Annotated in this window: 21 protein-coding genes and 1 pseudogene; 6 read left to right on the plus strand and 16 right to left on the minus strand. The window is 67.8% G+C overall.

Annotated elements, in window-relative coordinates; all coding sequences use genetic code 11:
* Positions 1-217 precede the first annotated feature (217 nt).
* The 7 genes from ispD to CURTO8I2_RS06290 all read right to left on the minus strand — a co-directional run bounded on the left by ispD (position 218) and on the right by CURTO8I2_RS06290 (position 6,160).
* Entirely contained in the window at positions 218-907 is a 690-nt protein-coding gene (gene ispD, locus CURTO8I2_RS06260) for a 2-C-methyl-D-erythritol 4-phosphate cytidylyltransferase (protein WP_159679597.1), read from the minus strand.
* Positions 904-1,260, minus strand: a complete 357-nt coding sequence (gene ftsB / locus CURTO8I2_RS06265; protein WP_159679599.1) for a cell division protein FtsB — start codon at positions 1,258-1,260, stop codon at positions 904-906. Before ftsB ends, ispD begins: the two co-directional genes overlap by 4 nt.
* Positions 1,261-1,279: 19 nt before the next feature.
* Positions 1,280-2,566: a phosphopyruvate hydratase gene (gene eno / locus CURTO8I2_RS06270; RefSeq protein WP_159679601.1), complete on the minus strand. Its 1,287-nt coding sequence runs from the start codon at positions 2,564-2,566 to the stop codon at positions 1,280-1,282.
* A 47-nt stretch (positions 2,567-2,613) separates the two neighbouring features.
* Positions 2,614-3,132: a hypothetical protein gene (locus CURTO8I2_RS06275; protein ID WP_159679603.1), complete on the minus strand. Its 519-nt coding sequence runs from the start codon at positions 3,130-3,132 to the stop codon at positions 2,614-2,616.
* A gap of 62 nt (positions 3,133-3,194) precedes the next feature.
* Positions 3,195-4,028 (minus strand): 3-deoxy-8-phosphooctulonate synthase, encoded by an 834-nt coding sequence (gene kdsA, locus CURTO8I2_RS06280; protein WP_159679604.1) that lies wholly within the window; start codon positions 4,026-4,028, stop codon positions 3,195-3,197.
* Positions 4,025-5,689, minus strand: a complete 1,665-nt coding sequence (locus CURTO8I2_RS06285; RefSeq protein WP_159681576.1) for a CTP synthase — start codon at positions 5,687-5,689, stop codon at positions 4,025-4,027. The genes kdsA and CURTO8I2_RS06285 overlap by 4 nt, the downstream gene beginning before the upstream one ends.
* A gap of 171 nt (positions 5,690-5,860) precedes the next feature.
* Entirely contained in the window at positions 5,861-6,160 is a 300-nt protein-coding gene (locus CURTO8I2_RS06290; RefSeq protein WP_159679606.1) for a hypothetical protein, read from the minus strand.
* A gap of 300 nt (positions 6,161-6,460) precedes the next feature.
* Here CURTO8I2_RS06290 and parE point away from each other — a divergent pair, with 300 nt between their 5' ends.
* Both parE and CURTO8I2_RS06300 read left to right on the plus strand, forming a co-directional pair.
* Entirely contained in the window at positions 6,461-8,350 is a 1,890-nt protein-coding gene (gene parE / locus CURTO8I2_RS06295; RefSeq protein ID WP_159679608.1) for a DNA topoisomerase IV subunit B, read from the plus strand.
* 240 nt (positions 8,351-8,590) lie between these two features.
* The gene (locus CURTO8I2_RS06300) at positions 8,591-9,229 is read left to right on the plus strand and encodes a methyltransferase domain-containing protein (RefSeq protein WP_159679609.1); all 639 of its coding nucleotides are present in this window, start codon (positions 8,591-8,593) and stop codon (positions 9,227-9,229) included.
* 6 nt (positions 9,230-9,235) lie between these two features.
* On the opposite strand, the gene mdtD is transcribed toward CURTO8I2_RS06300, so the two are convergent.
* The 6 genes from mdtD to CURTO8I2_RS06325 are packed head-to-tail and all read right to left on the minus strand — an operon-like array spanning position 9,236 to position 15,929.
* On the minus strand, positions 9,236-10,663 hold the full coding sequence (mdtD, locus tag CURTO8I2_RS06305; RefSeq protein WP_159679611.1) for a multidrug transporter subunit MdtD: 1,428 nt from the start codon (positions 10,661-10,663) through the stop codon (positions 9,236-9,238).
* Complete coding sequence (hutG, locus tag CURTO8I2_RS06310; protein WP_159679612.1) at positions 10,660-11,457, minus strand: N-formylglutamate deformylase; 798 nt, start codon at positions 11,455-11,457, stop codon at positions 10,660-10,662. The genes mdtD and hutG overlap by 4 nt, the downstream gene beginning before the upstream one ends.
* 51 nt (positions 11,458-11,508) lie before the next feature.
* Positions 11,509-12,900 (minus strand): glutathione-disulfide reductase, encoded by a 1,392-nt coding sequence (gorA, locus tag CURTO8I2_RS06315; RefSeq protein ID WP_236551015.1) that lies wholly within the window; start codon positions 12,898-12,900, stop codon positions 11,509-11,511.
* Positions 12,897-14,144 (minus strand): FAD-dependent oxidoreductase, encoded by a 1,248-nt coding sequence (locus CURTO8I2_RS15420; protein WP_236551016.1) that lies wholly within the window; start codon positions 14,142-14,144, stop codon positions 12,897-12,899. Before CURTO8I2_RS15420 ends, gorA begins: the two co-directional genes overlap by 4 nt.
* Positions 14,145-14,154: 10 nt before the next feature.
* Positions 14,155-15,390 (minus strand): DUF418 domain-containing protein, encoded by a 1,236-nt coding sequence (locus CURTO8I2_RS06320; protein WP_159679615.1) that lies wholly within the window; start codon positions 15,388-15,390, stop codon positions 14,155-14,157.
* A gap of 59 nt (positions 15,391-15,449) precedes the next feature.
* On the minus strand, positions 15,450-15,929 hold the full coding sequence (locus CURTO8I2_RS06325) for a peptidylprolyl isomerase (protein ID WP_159679617.1): 480 nt from the start codon (positions 15,927-15,929) through the stop codon (positions 15,450-15,452).
* A 161-nt stretch (positions 15,930-16,090) separates the two neighbouring features.
* Here CURTO8I2_RS06325 and CURTO8I2_RS06330 point away from each other — a divergent pair, with 161 nt between their 5' ends.
* The gene (locus CURTO8I2_RS06330; RefSeq protein WP_343161355.1) at positions 16,091-16,588 is read left to right on the plus strand and encodes a C40 family peptidase; all 498 of its coding nucleotides are present in this window, start codon (positions 16,091-16,093) and stop codon (positions 16,586-16,588) included.
* Positions 16,589-16,757: 169 nt separating this feature from the next.
* Here CURTO8I2_RS06330 and CURTO8I2_RS15510 read toward each other — a convergent pair whose 3' ends face one another.
* Positions 16,758-16,883, minus strand: coding sequence for a hypothetical protein (locus tag CURTO8I2_RS15510; protein WP_255475765.1), 126 nt, complete (start codon positions 16,881-16,883; stop codon positions 16,758-16,760).
* Between the two features lie 260 nt (positions 16,884-17,143).
* Here CURTO8I2_RS15510 and CURTO8I2_RS06335 point away from each other — a divergent pair.
* A pseudogene (locus CURTO8I2_RS06335) lies at positions 17,144-17,587 on the plus strand (C40 family peptidase); the annotation flags it as partial.
* Positions 17,588-17,902: 315 nt separating this feature from the next.
* Here CURTO8I2_RS06335 and CURTO8I2_RS06340 read toward each other — a convergent pair.
* Complete coding sequence (locus CURTO8I2_RS06340) at positions 17,903-19,279, minus strand: DEAD/DEAH box helicase (protein WP_159679621.1); 1,377 nt, start codon at positions 19,277-19,279, stop codon at positions 17,903-17,905.
* Positions 19,280-19,722: 443 nt separating this feature from the next.
* Here CURTO8I2_RS06340 and CURTO8I2_RS06345 point away from each other — a divergent pair, with 443 nt between their 5' ends.
* Together CURTO8I2_RS06345 and CURTO8I2_RS06350 are read left to right on the plus strand one after the other, a co-directional pair.
* Complete coding sequence (locus CURTO8I2_RS06345; protein WP_159679623.1) at positions 19,723-20,085, plus strand: DoxX family protein; 363 nt, start codon at positions 19,723-19,725, stop codon at positions 20,083-20,085.
* Positions 20,086-20,088: 3 nt separating this feature from the next.
* Positions 20,089-21,945, plus strand: coding sequence for a monovalent cation:proton antiporter-2 (CPA2) family protein (locus tag CURTO8I2_RS06350; RefSeq protein ID WP_159679625.1), 1,857 nt, complete (start codon positions 20,089-20,091; stop codon positions 21,943-21,945).
* A 47-nt stretch (positions 21,946-21,992) separates the two neighbouring features.
* Here CURTO8I2_RS06350 and CURTO8I2_RS06355 read toward each other — a convergent pair whose 3' ends face one another.
* The gene (locus tag CURTO8I2_RS06355) at positions 21,993-25,574 is read right to left on the minus strand and encodes a M1 family aminopeptidase (RefSeq protein WP_159679627.1); all 3,582 of its coding nucleotides are present in this window, start codon (positions 25,572-25,574) and stop codon (positions 21,993-21,995) included.
* Positions 25,575-25,585: the final 11 nt, after the last annotated feature.

A 25,585-nucleotide genomic window follows, 5' to 3' on the forward strand; every position in this document is an offset into this window, starting at 1 on the left:
GCGGCGGATGGGTAGACCGGAGCGAAGCCCGGCGTCCGAACGACGCGCGCTTGCGGACTTGCAATTGTTGGGCGCCGCCGACGCTTGACGATCGAAGCACCGCCTGTACCGCGTTCGGACCGGTCATCGGCTGCGCACCGTTCTCACCCGATGCGCGTCGACCCCGGATCCGGGGCAGGCGCTCTCCCGGAAGAAGATGTGCCGGTTCTGACGCGTGTCACGACCGTCGCGACAGCTCGAATTCGAAGCGCGCGAAATCGGTTGGCGTGGTGATCTTGAAGTTGTCCTCGCGGCCTTCGACGAGCAGCGGCCGGGCCCCCTGGCGCTCCATGGCCATGGCTTCGTCGGTGACGGTGATGCCGTCGGCGTCGGCCGCTTCGAGTGCGCGGCCCAGCTGCAGGCGGCGGAACAGCTGCGGCGTCAGCGCGCGCCACAGGCGTTCGCGCGGCTCGGTGCCGTCGATGCCGCCGTCGTCGCCGGCCCGTTTGAGCGTGTCGCGCACGGGCGCGGCGAGGATCGCGCCGACCGGATCCATGCGGCCGCGTTCGAGCAGCGCATCGAGATCGCCGGCATGCAGGTTCGGACGCGCGGCGTCGTGCACGAGCACGAAGTCGTCGGGGCGGACCGTGTCGGGCAATGCGTGCAGCCCGGCGAGCACCGATGCGGCGCGGGTGTCGCCGCCCAGTGCGCGGACCAGCGGCTTGCCGTGCAGCACCGCCTCGGGCAGCTGCGGTGCGTCATCGGGACCGAGCACCAGCACGAGGCCGCCGATGCCGGGGTGACCGGCGAGCGCGTCGAGCGTGTGCGCCAGAACGCTGCGCCCGCCGGCCTCGAGAAACTGTTTCGGCACCGCGCCGCCGAACCGGCTGCCGCGACCGGCGGCCGGCACGATCACCCAGTTGCTCACGGGGTCTGGTCCTGCGCGCGGCGCGGCGCGTCGGGGTCGAGCGCGTGCTCGGCCGGCAGCGGCGCGATGCGCGCATCGTCGACGACGCGGTAGAAGGTTTCACCCGGCTTGATCATGCCGAGCTCGCCACGCGCGCGTTCCTCGATCGCCGCCTCGCCCGATTTCAGATCGGCGACCTCGGCCGCCAGCGCGGCGTTGCGCTGCTCCAGACCTTCGTTCTGGCGCGCCTGCGCCTCGACGCGGCCGCGCAGTTCCTCGACCTGCTCGGTCCCACCCACGCCGAACCACAGCCGGTACTGCAACCAGGCCAGCAGCGTGGCGAGCACCAGCAGCACGACGAGCAACGCGCGCATTGACGTGTGTCCCGGGGGATCAGCGCTTCAGCGACACGAACGCATCCCGACCGGCGTACCTGGCAGCACTGCCCAGGGCCTCTTCGATACGCAGCAGCTGGTTGTACTTGGCGACGCGATCGCTGCGGCACAGCGAACCGGTCTTGATCTGCGTGGCCGTGGTGGCGACCGCGATGTCGGCAATCGTCGTGTCCTCGGTCTCGCCCGAACGGTGCGACACGACCGCGGCGTAACCGGCCGCGTCCGCCATCGCGATGGCTTCGAGGGTCTCGGTCAGCGTGCCGATCTGGTTGACCTTGATCAGGATCGCGTTCGCGGTCTTCGAATCGATGCCTTCCTTGAAGATGCGCGGATTGGTGACGAACAGATCGTCGCCCACCAGCTGCACCTTGTCGCCGATACGGTCGGTCAGCTGCTTCCAGCCGGTCCAGTCGTCTTCGGCCATGCCGTCCTCGATCGTGACGATCGGATACTGCGCGGCCCAGTCGGCGAGGAAGTCGACGAACTGCTCACCGGTGAGGCGCTTGTTCTCGCCGACCAGGTGGTACTTGCCGTTGTCGTGGAATTCGCTCGACGCGACGTCCAGACCCAGCAGCACGTCGTCGCCCGCCGCGTAACCGGCCTTGCCGATCGCTTCGAGAATCGTGTCGAGCGCTTCGACGTTGCTGCGGAAATCCGGCGCGAAGCCGCCTTCGTCGCCCACCGCCGTGCTCAGGCCGTGGCTCTTGAGCACGGACTTGAGCGCGTGGAAGATCTCGGTGCCCGCGCGCAGCGACTCGGAAAAGCTCGAGAAGCCGACCGGCAGCACCATGAATTCCTGGAAGTCGACGTTGTTGTCGGCATGCGCACCGCCGTTGATGATGTTCATCATCGGCACCGGCAGCACCGGCGCACGGTCGCCGCCGAGCAACGTCCACAGCGGAACCTTCTTCGACGCGGCCAAAGCGTGCGCGTTCGCCATCGAGACGCCCAGCAGCGCGTTCGCGCCCAGGCGGCCCTTGTTCTCGGTGCCGTCGAGATCGATCAGGCGCTTGTCGAGACCGGCCTGGTCGGCGGCATCGAAGCCCTTCAGCGCATCGGCGATCGCGCCGTTGACGTTGCCGACGGCCTTCCGCACGCCCTTGCCGAGATACCGCGTCTTGTCGCCATCGCGCAGTTCCACCGCCTCGCGGGCACCGGTCGAGGCACCGGAGGGCACCATCGCGCGGCCGAAGCTGCCGTCGTCCAGCGTCACTTCGGCTTCGAGGGTCGGATTGCCACGGGAGTCGAGGATCTCGCGGGCGTGGATCTTGGCGATGGTCGTCATGGTCGCAAAAAGTCTCAATGTCGAAGGATGAAACGGAAAAACGGATTCTAGTTTTGCTTCAGCGGGACGTGCTCAGCTTCACCGTACAGGCGCATTCTTTCCAGGACAGCGTCGCACCCTTCGCAGGCGCCTATCCGCGAGGTGTTGAATCGGTCGATTGTGTAGTAAGAGGCGGCATCTTCCCGATCCTGTCTCGATGCAAAGATCAGCAAAACGGCACCTTCACTACCCGTCGGGAGAGAACCTCCAGTACAGGAGCTGGGGGGAGCCCCGTCAACACCCGGTTTGAAAGTCATTTCAGATGCGACGACGCCGTCGCTGGACGGCGTGCCCCGATAGACCTCGAGCACGTCGTATGTAGCGACAGCCGTCCAGAAACGGTCATTGCCGCCGGGGGGACGTTCTTTAACATCACGGATTCGCGCGAGAAAGACCACATCAGCATCGTAATAGCCGCGAATCTCGTCCTGGAGTCGACGCGAGGGATCGCCCCACGAGCAGGCGACGGACGGCATTGACACCAGGATGAGCGCCATTGCAAGCCAAAACGAGCGTGCGCCGCGCATCACGACTTCAACTGTTCTGGATGAAATCACGCTTCCCGGACCAGAACGTATTCGCCAGCCGGTCAGAGGTCCGCTTCCGCGAAGCCGGCACGCTTGGTCACGGCGTCGAGTTCGAGCATGGTTTCCAGCAGCGCGCGCATGCGGCCTAGCGGCCACGCGTTCGGGCCGTCGCTGAGCGCTTCTTCGGGCTTGGGGTGCGTTTCCATAAAGACGCCGGCCACGCCGACAGCGATCGCCGCGCGAGCCAGCACCGGCACGAACTCGCGCTGGCCACCGCTGGAATTGCCCTGCCCGCCCGGCAGCTGCACCGAATGGGTGGCGTCGAACACGACCGGGCAATGCGTCTCGCGCATGACCGCCAGCGAGCGCATGTCGCTGACCAGGTTGTTGTAACCGAAGCTCGCGCCGCGCTCGCAGACCATGATCTGCTCGTTGCCGGTGGACTTGGCCTTCTCGACGACCGGCTTCATGTCCCACGGCGACAGGAACTGGCCCTTCTTGATGTTGACCGGCTTGCCGGCGGCGCAGACCTTCTTGATGAAGTCGGTCTGGCGCACGAGGAAGGCCGGCGTCTGCAGCACGTCGACGACCGAGGCGACCTCGTCCATCGGCGTGTATTCGTGCACGTCGGTCAGCACCGGCACGCCGAGCTGGCGCTTCACCTCGGCCAGCACGCGCAGGCCTTCTTCCATCCCCGGGCCGCGGAAGCTCGTGCCGGAGGTACGGTTGGCCTTGTCGAAGCTCGACTTGAAGATGAAGTTGATGCCGAGATCACGCGTGATCTCCTTCAGCTGGCCGGCGACGTCGAGCTGCAGCTGCTCCGACTCGATGACGCAGGGACCGGCGATCAGGAAGAACGGCTGGTCGAGACCGACCTCGAATCCACAGAGCTTCATGCGTGTGCCTCCTTGAGCAGCGCGCCGCCGGCTTTGCGTTCGCGCGCGGCGCGCACGAAGCCGACGAACAGCGGATGGCCGCCGCGCGGCGTCGACAGGAACTCGGGGTGCGCCTGGCAGGCGATGAACCACGGGTGCTGCGGCAGCTCGACCATTTCCACCAGCAGGTCGTCCATCGACTTGGCGGCGATCACCAGGCCGGCATCCTCGAGCTGGGTGCGGTAGCGATTGTTGAATTCGTAACGGTGGCGGTGACGCTCGCCGACGACATCTTTCCCGTAGACCTCGCGCGACTTCGTGCCGGGCTTGAGACGCTGCTCCTGCAGGCCCAGGCGCATGGTGCCGCCCAGATCGCTCTTCTCGTCGCGCCGCTCCACCTCACCGGTCTGCGTACGCCACTCGGTGATCAGGCCGATGACCGGATGCGGCGACTGCTTGTCGTTCTCGGTGCTGTTGGCGCCTTCGAGACCGGCGACGTGGCGCGCCATGTCGACGACGGCCGCCTGCATGCCGTAGCAGATGCCGAAGTACGGCAGGCCGGTTTCACGTGCGTACTGGGAGGCCAGGACCTTGCCTTCGAAGCCGCGGTCACCGAAGCCGCCGGGCACCAGCACCCCGTCGACATCGCCGAGCCACGCGGCGGCGCCGTCGCGCTCGATGTCCTGCGACTCGATCCACTTCAGGCTCACGCGCGTGCGCTGGCGGATGCCGCCGTGCTTGAGCGCTTCGCCGACCGACTTGTAGGCGTCCTTGTGGTCGACGTACTTGCCGACGACGCCGATCACCACGTCGTCGATCGGATGCTCGACCGCGTTGACCACGTCGATCCACTCCGACAGGTCGGCGGTCGGCTTGGCCTTGTCGCCCAGACGCAGACGCTCGACGACGAGTTCGTCCAGGCCCTGCGCATGCAGCCACATCGGGATCTTGTGGATGTTGTCGAGATCGACGGCCGAGATGACGGCCTTTTCCGATACGTTGGTGAACGAGGCGATCTTGCGGCGCTCGCCATCGGGCAACGGCTGCTCGCTGCGGCACAGCAGGATGTCGGGCTGGATGCCGATCGAACGCAGTTCCTTGACCGAATGCTGGGTGGGTTTGGTCTTCAGCTCGCCGGCGGCCGCGATGTACGGCACCAGGGTCAGATGCATGAAGACGGCCTTGTCGCTGCCGCGGTCGGTGCGGATCTGGCGGATGGCCTCGAGGAACGGCAGCGACTCGATGTCGCCGACCGTGCCGCCGATCTCGACCAGGGCCACGTCATACCCCTGCGTGGCCTCGTCGATCGCGCGCTTGATCGCATCGGTGATGTGCGGGATGACCTGCACGGTCGCGCCGAGGTAATCACCACGGCGCTCCTTGCGGATCACGCTCTCGTAGATCTTGCCGGTCGTGATCGAGTTCTTGCCCGACAGGCGCACATTGATGAAACGCTCGTAGTGGCCGAGGTCGAGGTCGGTTTCCGCGCCGTCGTCGGTCACGTAGACCTCGCCGTGCTGGAACGGGCTCATCGTGCCGGGATCGACGTTGATGTAGGGATCGAGCTTCATCATCGTCACCCGCAGGCCGCGGGCTTCGAGAATGGCGGCCAGCGAGGCGGCCGCGATGCCCTTCCCGAGGGAAGAGACCACGCCGCCGGTCACGAACACGAGCGGAGTGATGGAACTGGAAGGAGGCGTCATGGGCACAGCAGGTCGCTGGAAAGCCCCATTCTACAGGCTGTGGCGCGATGGCGCCCGGCCCGTCGGACCGGATCGATACATCGATGCCCTTCCGAACGGCAGAACGCCCCGGCTGGCCGGGGCGTTCTGGGTTGAAGCCTGGCGCCTGGATCAGGCCGGATCTTCCTCTTCTTCCTCGACCTGCGGCACCGGCTCTTCGGCAGTCTGCGCGGCGGCCTCGGCCTGCGCGTCGTAGGCCTCGTTCACCGCATCGGTCGCGTAGTCGGCCTCGGTGGCGGCGGTCTCGGCGGCCTGTGCCGACGCTTCGGCGGTCTGGGCGGCCTGCTCGGCCTGCTGCGCGGCGACCTGGGCGTCGCGGGCCTGCTGCTCGACGGAGGCATCCTGGGCGAACGCGGGTGCGGCGAAAGCGGTGGCGACGATGGCGGCGAACAGCACGTTGCGGGTCTTCATGGGGACTCTCCGGATTTGAAGTCGAAAGATGGAGCAGCGTTGCGTCTTGCAAACCATCCGCAGCGGCGGCGGATGAAGGGTGTCGGCGGGATCTGCTCGACGGTTCGAACCTAGCCATCGCCACCCGGCCCGCGACTGAACAACGGCCTGCTTACAGGGGGTCCACACGGCCCTAACTTCGTTGCAACCGCTTACATGCAGCGGTGACGCGGATCGCGTCGTTCCGAGTTGGGCCACACCTGCGAATCGGCGAACCGGCAATTCCTTTAACATGCGCCGATTCCCGCCGCGCAGCATCGAATGAACACCCGCTACAACGCAGCCGACATCGAAGTCCTCTCCGGCCTGGATCCGGTCAAGCGCCGCCCCGGCATGTACACCGACACCACGCGCCCGAACCATCTGGCGCAGGAAGTCATCGACAACGCCGTCGACGAAGCGCTGGCCGGGCACGCCCGCGAGATCGCCGTCACGCTGTTCAAGGACGGCAGCTGCGAGGTGTCCGACGACGGCCGCGGCATGCCGGTCGACATCCATCCGGAAGAGAAGATTCCTGGCGTCGAGCTGATCCTCACGCGCCTGCACGCCGGCGGAAAGTTCAACAACAAGAACTACACCTTCAGCGGCGGCCTGCACGGCGTCGGCGTCAGCGTGGTCAATGCGCTGTCGACGCTGGTGGAAGTGCACATCAAGCGTGACGGCAGCGAGCACCGCATCACCTTCCGTGATGGCGACCGCGCCTCGCCACTTGAAGTGGTCGGCACCGTCGGGAAGAAGAACACCGGCACCCGGGTGCGCTTCTGGGCGGACCCGAAGTATTTCGACAGCCCGAAGTTCAGCGTGCGCGCCCTGCGCCACTTGCTTCGGGCCAAGGCCGTGCTCTGCCCCGGCCTGACCGTGACGCTGCTGGACGAGGCGACCGGCGAGCGCGACCAGTGGCTGTTCGAGGACGGCCTGCGCGATTACCTCAAGGGTGAACTGGCGCAGCGCGAGCTGCTGCCACCGGAGCTGTTCGTCGGCGCGCTGAAAAAAGACACCGAGACCGTCGACTGGGCGGTCGCGTGGGTAGTGGATGGCGAACTGGTGCAGGAGAGCTACGTCAATCTGATCCCGACCGCGCAGCACGGCACCCACGTCAACGGCCTGCGCACCGGCTTCACCGACGCGCTGCGCGAGTTCTGCGACTTCCGCAATCTGTTGCCGCGCGGCGTCAAGCTGGCACCGGAAGACGTCTGGGACCGTGTCGCCTTCGTGCTGTCGATGAAGATGACCGACCCGCAGTTCTCCGGCCAGACCAAGGAGCGGCTCTCGTCGCGCCAGGCCGCGGGCTTCGTCGAAGGCGCCGCGCACGATGCCTTCAGCCTGTGGCTCAACCAGCACACGGACCTCGGCGAGAAGATCGCCCAGCTCGCGATCGACCGCGCCAGCGCGCGGCTCAAGACCGAGAAGCAGATCGTCCGCAAGAAGGTCACCCAGGGCCCCGCACTGCCGGGCAAGCTGGCCGACTGCATCAGCCAGGATCTCTCGCGCACCGAACTGTTCCTCGTCGAGGGCGACTCGGCCGGTGGCAGCGCCAAGCAGGCGCGCGACAAGGACTTCCAGGCGATCCTCCCGCTGCGCGGCAAGATCCTCAACACCTGGGAAGTGGCGAGCACCTCGGTGCTCGCGTCGGAGGAAGTGCACAACCTGGCGATCGCGATCGGCTGCGATCCGGGCAAGGAGGACATCTCCGGCCTGCGCTACGGCAAGGTCGTGATCCTGGCCGACGCCGACTCCGACGGCCTGCACATCGCGACGTTGCTGTGCGCGCTGTTCCTGCGCCATTTCCCGGCGCTGGTCGCGGCCGGCAACATCTTCGTCGCGATGCCGCCGCTGTTCCGCGTCGACGTGGGCAAGCAGGTGTTCTACGCGCTGGACGAAGAAGAGAAGCGCCTGCTGCTGGAGAAGATCGCGCGCGAGAAGCTCAAGGGCCAGATCAACGTGACCCGCTTCAAGGGTCTGGGCGAGATGAATCCCTCGCAGCTGCGCGAATCGGCGATCCATCCCGACACGCGCCGTCTGGTGCAGCTGACGATCGACGACGACCTGCAGACGCGCTCGCTGGTCGACATGCTGCTGGCGAAGAAGCGTGCCGGCGACCGCAAGGCGTGGCTCGAGACCAAGGGCGACCTGGCGACGCTGGAAGTCTGAGCGCGGCGACGGGATCGTACGAGCGCCGGTGTTGCGAGCGCGAAGGACGCGCCACGGCAATCGATCCTGCCCGGTCCGTCGCGCCGGGATGGCGCGTGCGCCGGTGCGCAGCAACGAAGTGCGGTGCTCCTCTTCAGGTTCTCCTGGCCCACCGTCCGCCCCATGCGTGGCCGGCTGCGGAGCGCGCTCGGCTAACGGAGACGTAACGCCTGAATGCGCGTTCCGGGACACACTCGGGCCATGCCATGTCCAGACCGCCACCTCGATCTCGGCTGCGGCGACGCGCCGCGCAACCCCTACGGCCGTGCCCAGCTGTGCGGCATCGACATCCGCGCACCTGAGGGAGATGTCGCCCACGAACACCGCACCGCGAATCTCGTTGTCGGGCCGATTCCCTACCCCGACGACAGCTTCGGATCGGTGTCGGCATTCGATTTCATCGAACACGTGCCGCGGATCTTTCCCGACGGCCAGGGCGGCACGCGCTTTCCCTTCATCGAGCTGATGAACGAGATCTGGCGCGTACTGGCGCACGACGGCCGGCTGTATGCGTTGACGCCGGCGTTTCCGCATACCGATGCGTTCGTCGACCCGACCCACGTCAACACCATCACCGACGAGAGCCATACGTACTTCTGCGGCCCGTCACCCGACGGCCGCATGTACGGGTTCCACGGCCATTTCGAGATCGTGCGGGTGGTCCGCACGGAACGTGGCGCGGCCTACAGCGCCCTAGCCGGGTCGCCGGAGAACCACGGTCCACGCAAGCTCGCCGCACGCGCCGTGCGCCGCTGGCTGCGGTGGCTGCGCGGCCGCGCGTATACGCCGCGCGCGCCCTACGTGCTGTGGGAACTGCGCGCGGTCAAGTCCGCCCGCTGAAACGCGTCAGCCCTGATCGCTGGTCTCGACCACGCGCCCGGGGATGCGATGGGTGCGGCCGAGCTGGGCGAAGATCGCCGCCGACGCCAGCGTCAGCGCGCCGATGCAGACGAAGGTCCAGCGGAACGCCGCGAGCACCGGTGCATCGCCGGCCGGCGCGCCGCTGAAGGCGCCGAGCAGACCACCGGCGGTAGCGACGCCCAAACTCATCGCCAGCATCATCACCATCGACAGCAGGCTGTTGCCGGCGCTCGCTTCCGGTCCGCCGAGATCGCGCAGCGCGAGGGTGTTCATGGCGGTGAACTGCAGGGAATTGACCGCACCGAAGATCGCGAACTGCACGATGTGCAGCCAGGTCGGCTGGCCCACGTCGACCAGCGCGAAGCTCGCCATCGTCAGGCCGGTCAGCACGGTGTTGACAACCAGCACGTTGCGGTAGCCGAAGCGCTGGACCAGGGGCACGACGATGCGCTTGGAGAACATGCCGGCCAGCGCGACGGGAATCATCATCAGGCCGGCGTGCGTGGGCGGATATCCCAATGCGACCTGCAGCAGCAGCGGAATCATGTAGGGCATGCCGCTGCTGCCCAGGCGCGCGAACAGGTTGCCGAGCAGGCCGACGCTGAAGGTGCGCGTGCGGAACAGCGTCAGCGGAAACAGCGGGGCGACCGCTCGCGCCGCATGCAGCCAGTACGCGACCAGCGCCGCGAGACCGGTGACCAGCAGCACGACCAGCGCCGCATGCCGCGCGGCGTTGCCCGACAGGGCCTCGACCGACAGCGAGATCGCGATCATGCCGAACGCCAGCAACGCATAGCCCGGCAGATCGAAGCGCGACACCGGCGCACGCAGGTCGGGCATCCATTTCAGGGCCGCGATCGCGCCGAGCACGCCCAGCGGCAGATTGATCAGGAAGATCCAGTGCCAGGACGCGACATCGGCCAGCCAGCCGCCGAGCGCCGGGCCGATCAGCGGCCCGATCAAGCCGGGCACGGTGACGAAGCTCATCGCGGCGAGGAACGCCGTGCGCGGCACCGCGCGCAACACGGACAGCCGGCCGACGGGCAGCATCATGGCGCCGCCGATGCCCTGCAGCACCCGCGCGGCGACCAGCGCGTCGAGATCCTGGGACAGCGCGCAGGCCAGCGAGCCGGCCGAGAACAGTACGATCGCCGCGACGAACAGACGCCGCGTGCCGAAGCGGTCGGCGAGCCAGCCCGATGCGGGAATCAGCATCGCCACCGTCAGCGCGTAGGCGACGACGACCGACTGCATCCGCAGCGGCGACTGCCCCAGGTCGACCGCCATCGAAGGCAGCGCGGTGTTGACGATCGTGGTGTCCAGCATCTGCATGAACACCGCCGCGGCCACCAGCCACAGCATCGGCCGGAACGGCCGCAGCAGCGCCGCATCACGTTCGCGCGGGTCGCTCATGCGGCGCGCGCGTACCCGATCGCGTCCGCGATCAACGTGTGCAACAGCGGCTGCAGGCGGGCCGCGCGAGCACCGTCCCAGGCGAACGTCGCTTCGTCCATGTAGCAGCGCTGGCTGATCTCCAGCTGCACCGCTTCGATCCCGTCCTGCGGGCGTCCGTAGTGCCGGGTGATGTGGCCGCCCTTGAAACGGCCGTTGGCGACGAAGCCGAAGGCCGACTGCGCCGCCAGCAGCGCGGTCATCCGCGCTTCCAGCGCCGGACTGCAGCTCGCGCCGCTGGCCGTGCCGAGATTGAGATCGGGCAGCGGACCTTCGAAGAGGAACGGCAGCGTGCCGCGGATCGAATGCGCTTCCCACAGCACCACCCGGCCATGCGCGGTGCGCAGGCGTTCGAGCTCGGCGGCGAGTGCGGCGTGATACGGACGCCAGTAGGTGTCGACGCGCGTGGTGATTTCCTGGGGCGTCGGCTCGGCGCCCGGCGCGTACACCGGGCCGCCATCGAAGCGCACCACCGGACACAGGCCCGTCGTGTTCTGGCCCGGATACAGCGAGACGTCGTCTTCGGACCGGTTCAGATCCACGACATAACGCGACTGCGTCGGGACCAGCATCGAGGCGCCGAGTGTGCGCGCGAATGCGTAGAGGTCGGCGACATGCCAGTCGGTGTCCGGCACGCGGCGGGCTTTATCGGTCAGCCGCGACGCGATCGCGTCGGGCACACGCGTGCCGTTGTGCGGAATGCTGATCAGCAGCGGCGCGTCGCCGCGATGGAGGTCGAACAGGTCGGTGCGCATCGGCGCATTGTAGGCGCGGTCCGGGGATGCCGGCGTCCGCGCCGGGGGCGCTCAACGCATCAGCACCACTTCCTCGGCGCTGGTGGGGTGGATCGCGACGGTGTCGTGCAGATCGTCGAGGGTCGCGCCCATCTTCAGCGCGACCGCGAACCCCTGCAGGATCTCGTCGGCCGCATCGCCGAGCAGATGGATGCCGACCACGCGACGTTCGTCGCCGACGCAGATGAGCTTGAACAGGCTGCGCTGGGTCGACTCGGCCAGCGCCTCGCGCATCGGGCGGAAATTGCTGCGATAGACGTGCACGTCGTCGCCATGCACCTCGCGCGCCTGCGCCTCGGTCAGACCCACCATCGCCAGCGGCGGATGCGAGAACACCACCGACGGCACGTTGTCGGCATCGAGCTTCGCGTCGGGCTTGCCGCCGAACAGGCGATCGCAGAGCCGGCGGGCCGCGGCGATCGCCACCGGGGTCAACGTGGGGCCGCAGCCGCAGATGTCACCGACCGCATACACGCCCGGCGCAGGCGTGGCCTGCCAGGCGTCGACGGGAATGTTGCCGCCCGCATCCGGCGTGATGCCGACACTGTCCAGTCCGAGATCCCCGGTGTTGGGCCGGCGCCCGGTCGCGAACAGCACCGCGTCGTAGCCGCTCCGCAGGCTGCCGTCGACGGCCTCGAGCTGCAGGCGGCCGTCGGCTTCGCGGTGCAGGGCCTTGAGCCCGTAGCCGAACACCAGATCGATGCCCTGCTGGCAGTAGTTCTCCTGCAGTTGGGTGACGAGTTCGGCATCGGCCTGGCGCAGCAGGCGCTGCTCGCGCACGCAGATATCGACCTGGCTGCCCAGCGCCTGCAGCACGCCACCGAGTTCGATGGCGATGTAGCCGCCGCCGATGATCGCCACCCGCGGCGGCGCATCGCACCAGCGGAAGAAGTCGTCGGAGATCGCACCCAGTTCGGCACCCGGGACATCGGGGCGCACCGGATGGGAGCCGGCGGCCAGCACGATGTGCGGCGCGGTCAGACAGGTGCCGTCTTCGCATTCGACGCGATCTTGCCCGGCCAGCCGCCCGCGCGACGGCAGCACCAGAATCCCGTCGCGGTCGAGCCGCTTGCGGTAGCTCTCGTGGATGCCGTGGATGTAGCGCTGACGGTCGGTGATGAACTTCGGCCAGTCGAAGCCGCCGCGCCCGTCCGCCGGCAGGTCGAACCCCAGTTGCGCGGCCTGCCGGATGCGCTGCCCCAGATCGGCCGCCAGCCACATGGCCTTCTTCGGCACGCAGCCCACGTTGACGCAGGTACCGCCCAGCAGCTGCGGCTCGAGCACCGCGACGCGCTGGCCGTATTCGGCCGCGCGGAACGCCGCGGCCAGTCCGCCGGAACCGCCGCCGATGACGATGAGGTCGAAGTGCAACAGCGCGGCGTCGTCGTGTCGATCAGCGCTCATGCGAACCGCGCCGGTGCGTAGGGCGCAGGGTCGAAGCGCGGCGCGCGGCCGCAGATCAGATCGCTCATCAGGTGTCCGGTTGCCACGCTCATGCTGACCCCGAGCATGCCATGCCCGGTCGCGAGCCAGAGGTGACGATGGCCCGGCGCACGCCCCAGGATCGGCACGTCGTCGACGCTGACCGGGCGCCAGCCGTACCACTCTTCCTCGCGCACCGGACCGACCGGTTCGATCAGGTATTCCCGCGCAGACCGCTCCAGCGCATCGAGCCGCACCCGGTTGAGCGAGCGGTCGTAGCCGGAGAATTCCATCGTGCTGCCGAGCCGGAATCCGCTGTCCCATACGGTGACGCAGACGCTGCGCTCATGCAGCACCATCGGCCTGCGCGGCGCGATCGCAGGACGCGAATAGGTGATGGAGTACCCCTTCCCGGGCTGTACCGGCACCCGCAACCGCAAGGACTTCGCCAGCAGCGGTGACCAGGCGCCGGTCGCCAGCAGCAGATCCCGACCCGCGAATGCGCCGGCGCTCGTCGCAGCGCGCACGCCGTCGCCGGTCTCTTCGATCGAATGCACCTCGCAGTGTTCGACCAGTTGCCCGCCCAGCGCGCGGAACGCCTGCGCGAGTCCCGCGACATAACGATCGGGACGCAGGCGCGCGTCGCCGGGAAAGCGGATCGCGCCGACCACGCCTTCGCGCAATGCCGGTTCCTGACGCAGATAGTCGGGGCCGTCGATGCGTTCGACCGCGACCCCGAGCGCGCGCAACTGCGTGGCCTCGTCTTCGAACCCATCGAAATCGGCGCGGTCGCGGTAAACGTAGTCGACGCCGGAGGCCTCGAATTCGCAGTCGATGCCCAAGGTCTCCAGCCACGCCGGAAATGTATCGCGGGACGCTTCGAGAATCGTCGAACGCGCGTGCATCGCGCGCAGCCAGTCGGTCCGGTTGCAATGGCCGGCGAACCCGAGCATCCAGCGCCACAGCGCCGGATCCACGCGGGGACTCACCCGGAACGGCGCGTCGGGCATCAGCATCCAGCGCAACGCTTTCGCCACAGTGCCGGGCGCGGTGAGGGGCGCGGCGTGACTCGGGGTGATCGTGCCGCAATTGCCGTGCGAACTGCCGCAACCCGCGGTACCGGCCTCGAGCACGCGCACGCTGCGGCCCGCCTGCAGCAGCGCGATGCCACTGGCGAGACCGATGACCCCACCGCCGACGATCAGCACGTCGTCCCGCGCACTCACGCCGGCGCCCTCACGGCAGCGCGGGGATGCGCCGCCAACCCGGGCGACGCCCGTAGGTCAGCCAGCGCCAGGTCCACTCCATCGGTCCATAGCGGTGGTGCGACAGCCACGCATGACTGATCACGATCTGCAGCGCGAAGACGCCCAGCACGATGCCGGTCTGCGCCGCGCGGCCCGGTGCGCCGAACAGGCCGGCGCCGTAGCCGTAGAACAGCAGCGAGCACAGCAGCGACTGGCCGAGGTAATGCGTCAGGGCCATGCGCCCCACCGGCGCGAACACGCCGAGCACGCGCGCGCCTGCGTTGCTGGTCCAGGCGAGCACGACCAGCGCGACATAGGCCAGTGACAGGGGCAGCGCGCCGCACAGCATCAGGCCCTGCGCGAGGACCGCGCGTGGATCCATCGCACCGAGGGGGAACGTCGTGCCCACGCTGACCGCGACCGCGGTGAACGCCAGGCCGGCCGGCAGGGTGAACGCCAGCAGGCGCCACCAGAACCGTCGATGCGCAGCCGGCGCCTGCAGCCAGCCGCCGGACATCAGCCAGCTGCCGACCAGGAACACGCCCAGCACCATCGGCACGAGCATCGTCTGGCCCATCAGCCCCATCTGCGCGTAGTCGCCAACCCGCTGGACCAGCACGGCGATGAAGCCCCCCTCGGGATACACCGTCGCCGCACGTGCGGCGCTGGCCGCCATCGGTGCGGACATCTCGGCGAGCACGGTGTCGGGCAGCATGAACATGATCGCGGCGAACACCAGATACAGCGCGGCGATGCCGGCGTAGAGGGCCAGTCCGGTGAGCAGCTGCCATTTCGGCGCCATCGCGCGCATCGCCATCAGGGCCGCGCCGGCGATCGCATAGGTATGCAGGATGTCGCCGGGCCACAACAGCACGATGTGCAGCACACCGAACAGCAGCAACGCCGCCATCCGGCGCAGGAACACGCGCTCGACCGACAGTCCGGCGGCAGCGATGCGTCCGCTCATCAGCACGAAGCCCATGCCGAACAGCAGCGAGAACATCGTCCAGAACTTGCCGGCGACGAACACGTGCACGCCCCACGCGACCGCGTAATCGAGCCCCGCGGCATCGGGCGCGATGCCCGAGCCCATCTGTTGCATCGGCCGGTTGAACCATTCGATGTTCATCGCGAACACGCCGAGCAGCGCGATCCCGCGCAGCACGTCCATCACTTCGAGACGCTGACCGGTGGGTACCGGTCCGAGCGCGGCCTGGGTCTGCATCCTGCGATCCTCGCGATGTGAATCGCCGCCGGCGTCGATGCCGGCGGCATGGTGCCGGGTCAGTGCTGGTGGCCGCCCTCGCCGTGCACGTGGCCGTGCTCGACTTCCTCGGTCGAGGCTTCGCGCACTTCGACGATCTCGATGTCGAACTGCAGATCCTTGCCGGCCATCGGATGGTTGAGGTCCACATCGACGACGCTCATGCCGACCTTCTCGATCGTCACCGCGCGCGGTCCGAAGCTCGTGTTGAGCACGACCTGCATGCCCGGAGCGATCTTCTGGTCGCCGAAGTGCTTCTTGGGCACGCGCTGGCTCATGCCGTCGCGGCGCTCGCCGTAGGCATCGGCTGCGGTCACGTCGGCCTTGAAGGTGTCGCCGGCCTCGTGGCCGTCCATCGCCTTTTCCAGACCCGGAATGATGTTGCCGTGTCCGAACAGGATCGCCAGCGGCTCGCGCTCGCGCGACGTTTCCACCGGCTCGCCGCCGGCCTCTGCGACGCTGTAGTGGAAACGGACGACGCGGTCTTTCTCGATCTTCATTGCTGGAATATCCGGATAGCGCGGCAGCGCCGCTTGAGGAGGATGTGTGGCTGGGGCAGGATGCCGCGATGCAATCCACCGGGCGCCCCATGCACGCAACCCCACATTATCCGGACTCCGGCACGCCGGCGCCAATCGCCGGCTGCCGCTGGCTGTTTCCGCTGCTCGTGGGATGCCTCGCACTGGCCGGCTGCGGTCGTGACGACGTGCGCCCCACCGCGCCGGCCGCGAAGCCACAGGCCGCGACCCGCACGTGGACCCCGGTCGCTCCGGCCGATCCGGCGGCCGCGAACGCAGTGCTGATGCGGGCGATCAGCCTCGTCGGCACGCCTTACCGCTACGGGGGCAACACGCCCGAGGGCGGCTTCGACTGCAGCGGGCTGGTGAATTACGTGTTCCGCGACATGCTCGACCTGCGCCTGCCGCGCACCTCGCGCGAACTGTTCGCCTACCAGGGCCCGAAGATCGAACCCACCCGCCTGGCCACCGGCGACCTGGTGTTCTTCGGCAGCGGCGGCAGCGTGAGCCATGTCGGCATCTATGTCGGCGAAGGCCGCTTCGTCCACGCGCCGAGCACCGGCGGCACCGTGCGGCTGGACCACCTGGACGGCAGCTACTGGGTGCGGAACTACTCCGGCTCCAAGCGCGTCCTGCACTAGCGGGCCGGACCGGCGCCCGGCGCCGCACGCGGTGGCGGATTGGGCCGCGTCAGCCCGTGCGCAGCCAGACTGACGACCCGAGCGGGCGGAACCGTCTCCGGATGTCCCGCTGGCGCGGCTTGCGTCAGGACGGATTTCGTCCCGTTCAGCCTTCTCCGCATTCAGACTTTCACATCGTGATGGCACCGGCAATGGCACGGCGCTGAAACTGAAGTCCCTGCACGCGCTCTTCACGATTTCCGTTCAAAAACGAGGACTTGTACGCATTCATTAATTTTTGTTTAACAACTTTCACATCTTCGTCCGGTAGCTTCCCCCGCTGGTCCGCGACAATGTGAAACCCACGTGACGATGACAGACGCAACGCCAGGCGCCCGCGCCAAACGCCACAGCCGCCTTCGCACTGCCCTTGTCGCCAGTGTTCTCGCCTTCTCCGCAGCACCCGTTTTCGCAGGCCCAGGCCTTGCCGGCGACTCCGCCGACCAGATCGAAGCGACCACCTCGGTCGCCCGCGCGCTCACCACACCGACCGCGCAGCTCGCCCAGCCTGAAATGCTGCTGGCCAGCGACATCAACCAGCTCATTGCAATGGACGTCGACAAGCCGGTGCAGGCCGATGGCCGCGTCGAGGGCCTGCTCAAGCGCGCCCTGAGCTTCATCGGCACTCCCTACCGCTGGGGCGGCTCCAGCCCGGACAGCGGCTTCGACTGCAGCGGCCTCGTGGGTTACGTGTTCCGCACCGCGCTGGGCATCGACCTGCCGCGCGTCTCCCGCGACATGGCGCAGAACGGCGAGCGCGTCGAGCGCACCGCCCTGACCGCCGGCGACCTGGTGTTCTTCGGCCGTCGCGGCAACCGCATCGACCACGTCGGCATCTATCTGGGTGACGGCCGCTTCGTGCATGCCCCGCGCACCGGCAAGGACGTGATGGTCTCCGAGCTCGACTCGGGCTACTGGGCCAGCCGCTTCCAGTCCGCGCGCCGCGTCGCCGGCGTCTGAGGGTTGATACCCTGACCCGGGAAGGCCGCCGAAAGGCGGCCTTTTGCTTTGTGGGAACAGCTTCTGTTCGCGGGAACAGCTTCTCGAGGCCCTCCCCCGCTTGCGGGGGAGGGCTTTGGTCCTCCAGCACCTGACACCTCCAGCGCTTGATACTTCCAGCGCTAATACGTCCAAAGCCGGATACGTCACCAGCGATGCAGGCTGACATCAGCCTTGCGCGAGCGCCGGAACAGAAAAAGGCCGCCCGAAGGCGGCCTTTTTCATCAACGCGGATCGAACACGACCCGGACCGTCAGGCCCGCGCCGCGCTCTGCATCACGCGCGGCTGTCGCGGCGTTCCTGCGGACGGCCGGCACCCGGACGGTGCTGCTTCGGGCCCGCGTGCGCATGCGCGCTGCGGTCCGCCGGCTTGCCGTGACCCCGGTTGCCCGGCTTGCGCGGAGCGCGCTCGCCACCGGGCTTCTGCTCGCCCATGCGTGCACCCGGACGACCGGCAGACGGCTGACGACGCTGACCGCCACCGTTCTTCGGGATCGGCGTGTCGAGACGCACCGGCTGGCTGGGCTCGAAGCCGGGCACGGCGGTCAGGTCGATCTCGGCCTTGAGCATGCGCTGGATCTGGCGCAGCAGACCGCCCTCTTCTGGCGAGACCAGCGACAGCGCCTCACCCGTCGAACCGTTGCGGCCGGTGCGGCCGATCCGGTGCACGTAGTCCTCGGCCACCATCGGCAGATCGTGGTTGATCACCAGCGGCAGGTTCGGAATGTCGAGACCGCGCGCCGCGACGTCGGTGGCGACCAGGATGCGGGCACGACCGGACTTGAACATGTCGAGCGCCTTCTGGCGCTGCGCCTGGCTCTTGTTGCCGTGGATCGCGACCGCCGGCAGGCCGGACTCCGCCAGCTGCTCGGCCAGACGATTGCAGCCGTGCTTGGTCTTGCCGAACACCAGCACCTGGTCGGTGTGGCGCTTGGACAGCAGGTCGACCAGCAGATCACGCTTGCGGCTGTTGTCGACCGGATGCGCGCGGTGCGCGATGGTGTCGGCGATCGTGCTGTTCTGCGCGACCTGCACCTGCTGCGGATCGCGCATGAACTCCAGCGCCATCGCCTTGATGCGCGGCTCGAACGTGGCCGAGAACAGCAGCGTCTGACGCTGCTTCGGCACGCGGTTCATGATGCGCTTCATCTGCGGCAGGAAGCCCATATCGAGCATGCGGTCGGCTTCGTCCAGCACCAGCACCTCGACGGCGTCGAGCTTGGCGTGGCCGCTGTCCATATGGTCGAGCAGGCGACCGGGGCAGGCGATCAGCACGTCCACGCCACGGCGCAGGTTGTCGATCTGCGGCTGCATGCCGGCGCCGCCGAAGATAGTCGTGACGTTCAGACGCAGGTGGCGGCCGTAGGTCTTGAGGTTGTCGGCCACCTGCACCGCGAGCTCGCGGGTCGGCACCAGGATCAGCGCGCGCGGCTTGCGCGGGCCCTTGGGCGGCGTTTCCTTGGCGAGACGCTGCAGCAGCGGCAGACCGAACGCAGCGGTTTTGCCGGTGCCGGTCTGGGCGCCGCCCAGGACGTCGTTGCCGCCGAGGATCAGCGGAATAGCCTGCGCCTGGATCGGCGTCGGCGTGTTGTAGTCGTTGTCGGCGAGCGCGCGCAGCAGCGCGGGCGACAGCCCGAGGTCTTCAAAGGTCATGCTTGGAACTCCTTGCGCTTCCGCACGCCACCGCCTGCGAATCGTGCGGACGCACGAACACCGGGACGGACACGCTGGGAAGTCTTGCTCGGAGCTATCCACAAACCGCGCTGCGAGCAATGATGAAACGGCTGCCGGATGCTCCGGGCCGTGGTCTGCGCGACGAAAGACGTGCGGGATAAGTCCGCACGGATCAGGAATCGATCGATGCGGCAGGCGTACCAGGATCGTATCTGCCGGCGCGGAGCGCGTCGGACAGGGGCAGCCGTGTTGCAGAACGGGGCAGAGTCTACGCCAATTCAGGCTGCGGCTCCAGTCACGTTGCGCACGCCGCGACAGCCGGCGCTCAGCCGCAGCGGCCTCGCCTCCGTGCGGGCCCCGCGGATGCTGGGCGGTGGTCCGGCGCTGTGTCACCCTTCACGCATCCTCCACTGGACGCAGCCATGGCCTTCCGTTCCAGCACGCCCACGCCGCCGATGCTGCTCGCGCGCGTGCTGATGGCCAGTCTGTTCATCGTGCTCGGTGGCTGGCGGGTCTGGGGCGCGCTCAATGGCCTGCCGCTCGCCAACGCCACGCTGGTGCTCAGTGTGGGCGAGCTGGTGCTGGGCCTGCTGCTGCTCGGCGGCTGGCGCCTGCGCGGGGTCGCGCTGGCCGCCGCGGCGCTGATGGTCGCCGACGCCTTGCTCTCGCATCCAGTCTGGTCGACGCGCGCGGCTGCGCTCGACGGCCAGCTGCTCCACTTCATGAAGAACATCGCGCTCGCCGGCGGCTTCCTGCTGTTGTCGGCGACCGCGTCCAGGAAATAAGCCATGGCCACCGAGGCCCACGAAACCACCAGCCAGCTGATCCAGGTCGTCGCGCTGCTGGGCGCGGCCGTTGTCGCGGTGCCGCTGTTCCGCAAGCTCCGGCTCGGCTCGGTGCTCGGGTATCTGGCCGCGGGCTTGGCGATCGGGCCGTTCGGCTTCGGCTGGTTTTCCGATCCGCAATCGATCCTGCACGTCGCCGAGCTCGGCGTAGTGATGTTCCTGTTCGTCATCGGCCTGGAAATGCGGCCCTCGCACCTGTGGAGTCTGCGCCGGCAGATCTTCGGGCTCGGCGCGCTGCAGATCGTCTTGAGCATCACCGCGCTCACCCTGCTCGGCAAGGCATTCGGTTTTCCGTGGCCGATCGCGTTCGTCGGCGCCGCGGGGTTCGTGATGACCTCGACCGCGGTGGTGATGCAGCTGCTGTCGGAGCGCGGCGAGACCGCCCTGCCCCATGGCCAGAAGATCGTCTCGGTGCTGCTGTTCGAGGACCTGCTGATCGTGCCGCTGCTCGCGCTGCTCGCGTTCCTGGCACCGACGCCCGAGACCGCGGCCGACGCGCCCTCGCGCTGGACCTCGATCGCGATCGGCATCGGCTCGCTGGTGGCGCTGATCGTCGCCGGCATCTACCTGCTCAACCCGATGTTCCGCATCCTCGCCGCGGCCAAGGCGCGCGAGGTCATGACCGCGGCCGCGTTGCTGGTGGTGCTCGGCGCGGCGCTGCTGATGCAGCTCGGCGGCCTGTCGATGGCGATGGGCGCGTTCCTCGCGGGTGTGCTGCTGTCGGAGTCCTCGTTCCGGCACCAGATCGAAGCCGACATCGAACCCTTCCGCGGCATCCTGCTGGGCCTGTTCTTCCTCGGCGTCGGCATGGCGCTGAACCTGACGGTGGTCGCGGCGCACTGGCCGTTGATCGTCGGCGGCGTGTGTGCGGCGATGGCGACCAAGGCGCTGTGCATCTACCTCGTCGCGCGCGTGACGCGCAGTTCGCATCCCGAGGCGCTGGAGCGCGCGGTGCTGATGGCGCAGGGCGGCGAGTTCGCGTTCGTGCTGTTCTCCACCGCGGCGGCGACCGGCCTGATCGACGCCGAGGTCAACGCGAACCTCACCGCGATCGTCGTGCTGTCGATGGCGCTGACACCGCTGGTCGTGTTGATGACCCAGCGCTTCATCGTCAAGGCCAGGGCCACGCGGCCGGACGACGTGGAAGACGTCGCGGACCAGAGCGGCAGCGTGCTGATCATCGGTTTCGGCCGCTTCGGCCAGGTCATGAGCCAGTCGCTGCTGGCGCGCAATGTCGATGTCACGATCATCGACACCGACATCGAGATGATCCAGAGCGCCGCCGAGTTCGGCTTCAAGGTCTACTACGGCGACGGCACCCGCCTCGACGTGTTGCACGCATCGGGCGCCCGCACCGCGCGGGCGATCGCGATCTGCATCGACGACCGCGCCGCCGCCGACCGCATCGTCGAACTGGCCCGGCACGAGTTCGCCCAGGCCAAGCTGATGGTGCGCGCGTTCGACCGCGCGCATGCACTCAAGCTCGTCAATGCCGGGGTGGACGTGCAGGTGCGCGAGACCTTCGAGTCGGCAGTGCAGTTCGGCGCCGCGGTGCTGCGCGAGCTCGGCGTGCCGGAAGAAGACGCCGACGCGATCGCCACCCAGGTCCGCCGCCTCGATGCCGAGCGCTTCGAACTGGAAACCGCCAGCAACGACACCCGCGCCGGCATTCCGCTGATCATCAAGAACACGAACACGCCGGGCCCCAAACCGACCCCGCTGACGCGCCCGCGGCGCGAGAGCAGGCGGCTCAACGATGTCGCGGCGGCACCGCCCGGGCCCGACGCCCCGGCGGCCTAATCGTGGACATCCGGGGCAATGCATTGCATCGCCCCGGAGCCTGACCGCTACAGCGTCACCCGCCGCCGGTTGTCCGACGAGACCCGGTCGATCAGCTTGTTGTAGGGATCGAAGCCGGCCTCGAACGGCGCCTCGTCGACCGTCACCGTGATCACCGGATCGGCGGTCGTGATGTGGTGGCGCTCCAGGTACAGCACTTTCTCGTCACGTTCCTTGCCCGACGGCCCGCGTGCAAATACGCCGACCTCGATCCAGTCGTCGAGCACGCCCGCTGTCTCGCGACCGGTGCCATCGGCGTAGCGCTTGGCCGCGTGCAGAGTCAGCGTGACGTCATAGCGGCCATCGTCGCGACGCTTCGCCGCGGTCGCCACGACCCGGTTGTCGTAGAAACTCATCGTCTCGAACAGGTCGGTGATCAGCGTCTGCTGGTCGGGGCGCGCTTCGGCACGGATGTAGTCCAGCAGTTCGCGCGACGTCGTGTACGGCGGCTGCTGGTAGGCCTTGTCCTCGAGGAACCGCTTGAGCGCGCGATTGAGCGCGGCCTCGCCCATCTCCTCGCGCAGGCGATAGAACACCAGCGAGCCCTTCTGGTAGTGGATGTACTGCTGGTTCTCCACCCGGTAGAGCGGCAGTTCCTCCAGACGCTCGCCGCCGCGGCCGCCGAGATACCGGTCCAGTTCGTACTTCAGGAACTGGCGCATGCGCGGCCGCCCGTATTCCTGCTCCATCACCATCAGCGCCGAGTACTGCGACAGGGATTCGGACAGCATCGTCGCGCCCTGCACGTTCGCGCCGATCACCTGATGTGCCCACCACTGGTGCGCGACCTCGTGCGCGGTGACGTAGAACACGTAGTCGAGCTTGTCAGCGTCACGCAGATCGGCAATGAAGCCGATCGACTCCGAGTACGGCACCGTGTTCGCGAACGCCTGGGCGAAGCTGCCGTAGCCCGGGAACTCGATGATGCGCAACTGGCGGTGCTGGTACGGCGTGAAGTTGGCCTCGTAATACACCAGCGACTTCTGCGTCGCCTCGATCATCCGGTCGACGTTGAACGGATGCTTGGAATCGAAATACACCTCGATCGGAATGTCCTTGTACATGCCCTTGCGGACGTCCCAGCGCGCGGACAGGAAGGCGTAGAAATTCAGCATCGGGCGATCCATCGCGTAGCTGAAGCAGCGACGCCCGTCGCGTTCGAACTCGCGCTCGATGTAGCCCGGTGCCAGCGCGATCTGGTCGGGCGCGGTGCAGATCGTGGTGCTGAAATCGATCCAGTCGGCGTCGTCGGTCAGATAGGTGTTCGCGCGGGCGGCTTCGTCCTCGAGCTTAGGCATGCGTCGCGGCTCGCCAAGGTCACGCTTGCGCCGCTCGTTGCGGTCGCTGATCTCGGCGCGCGCGTTGTAACCGAACTGCGGAAACATGCCGCTGTTGAAGAAGCTGCCGTTCTCGACGAACTGCGTCTGCGCCTGGGTGCTGGTGATGCCGGTCGGATGGAAGTCGACCCTGAAGCGGAACTCGCGCGTCTCGCCCGGCGCCAGCGGTGTGGCGAGCCGGTAGATGCGATAGCCCAGCGACTCGTCGTGCTTGGCGAGCGTCTGCCCACCGAGATCCACGTCGACCAGCGCACGGTCGTCGCTCATGCCGATGTGCACGTCGGTGATCGGCCCGGCATGCGGGTTGCGCACGGTGTAGACCAGCGTGCCGGTCATCGATTGCGTTTCGGGGCGCAGGTCGATGTCCGAGCGGCTCGCGATGATGCGCGGCTGCGGCAACGACTCGTACTGCTTGTAGTCGCGCTCGTAGCGGGCCTGCAGATCGAGCTGGCCATCGGGCGAGACGAAATCGTTGCGGACGTTGGTGTTCCAGAACAGCACGCCACCGACCGCTGCGAACACGAGTACCGCCGCCGCGAACGCCAGGCCGAGGCCGCCACGCAACTGCGCACGCATGCCGGCCAAACGCTGGCGCCAGCCACCATCCACGCCGCGCACCCACAACGCCGCCGCGAGCAGCAACAGCGCTGCGACGAACAGACCCCAATAGCCCTGGAATGCCAGCTGGCCGGCGAGGAAGTGCCCGTACCCGTTCATGTCGGAATACGGCGCGTTCGGCCACGCGCCGATCGTGTAGAGGTTGTGGGTGAAGTCGAGCATGCCGAGCACGGTCTGGGCGACGAGCACCAGCACCAGCAGGCCGTAGCCGATGAACTTGTTGTTGGCGAAGACCTGCAACGCCAGCGCCAGCCCGCCCATGATCACGTAGGGAATCGAGTCGAACACCAGCGCCTGCGCGTAGACCAGCGGCTCAAGCTGCACGCTGCCCTTGAACAGCTGGATCGTCATCGCCATTGCCATGCCGATCATCTGGAACAGCGCGATCACCACCAGCAGGGTCAGGAACTTCGCCAGCAGCGGAATGCGGTTGGGCACCGGCATCGCGTCGACCACTTCGTTGAGCTTGGCGCTGCGCTCCTTCCACACCAGTTCACCGGCGTAGAACATCACCACGATCAGCAGCAGGAAGCTGTAGCTGCCGCGCAGCGCATCGAGCATCTGCGAGGTGACCGGATAGACCGACGTGCCATACATCGATTGCTGGAACAGCGCAGACGGCACGAAGTTGAGGATGCCGAACAGCAGCATCACCAGGAACGGCACACTGCGCAGCACGCCGGCGGTGTCGAAGCGCACCTGTCGCCAGGTCTGTGACCACGCGGTCGCCGCGCCGAACACCGGCTGCACACGGATCGGTGCGCGCGACGGCACGACCGCCGCCACCGTGGCTGGCGGCGGCACGCGGAGGCGTTTGAACAGGTTGCGCCCGGTGCCGCTGCGTTCGGTCCGGAAGAGTGCGAAGGTCGCCGCGAACAGCGCCAGTGACACGCCCAGCCACAGCGCACGGTTGGCGAGCATGTACCCGGCCAGTGCTGGCAGGCCGGAATTGCGTTCCTCGGCCGACCAGTACCGCACCGTGCGCGACAGCGCGCGCGCGCCCAGCGGTTCGACCAGCGTCGCCAGCCAGATGTTCTCGATGTCCTTGATCAGCGTCGCGCTGACGCCGTACACCACGAAGAAAGCCAGCACGCCGATGTAGACCCACAGGATCGAACGCGTGGTGACCGCCAGCAACGCCAGCAATGCGGTGACGAAGAGCAGGTTTGGCAGCACAAGCACACCGAGCGACCACACATACGGCTGCAACGACGCCGGCCCCAGGCGTGCGGGATCGATCCACGGCATGAACTGCGCGACGAACAGCCCGATGGCGATGACGGCGAACACGGCCAGGCTCGCCAGCAGGGCTGCACCGATGCGGCCGAGCAGGTAGTCGCGCCGGCGCACAGGCCCCGAGAACAGCAGGTCCGCGGTGCCCTGCTCGAAATCGCGCAGCAGCGCGGTGCTGACGAAGATCGGCACGATCAGCATCGTCAGCAGGGTGAACGCGCCGAAAAGCTGCGCGACGACGACCGGCGCGTTGCGATGCACGTTGCCGATCGCGCCGCCGATCTGCACGGCGTCGCTGGAGGCGGCGCCGAACCCGAGCAGCGCGAACAGGACCGCGAGGAACCAGAGCAGCGGCGAGCGGAGCTGCTGGCGCAGCTCGAAACGGAAGAATTCGAGAATCATGGCGGGCTCCG

The organism is Luteimonas sp. 9C (assembly GCF_902506295.1).
In the GTDB taxonomy this organism is placed as follows: Bacteria; Pseudomonadota; Gammaproteobacteria; order Xanthomonadales; family Xanthomonadaceae; genus Luteimonas.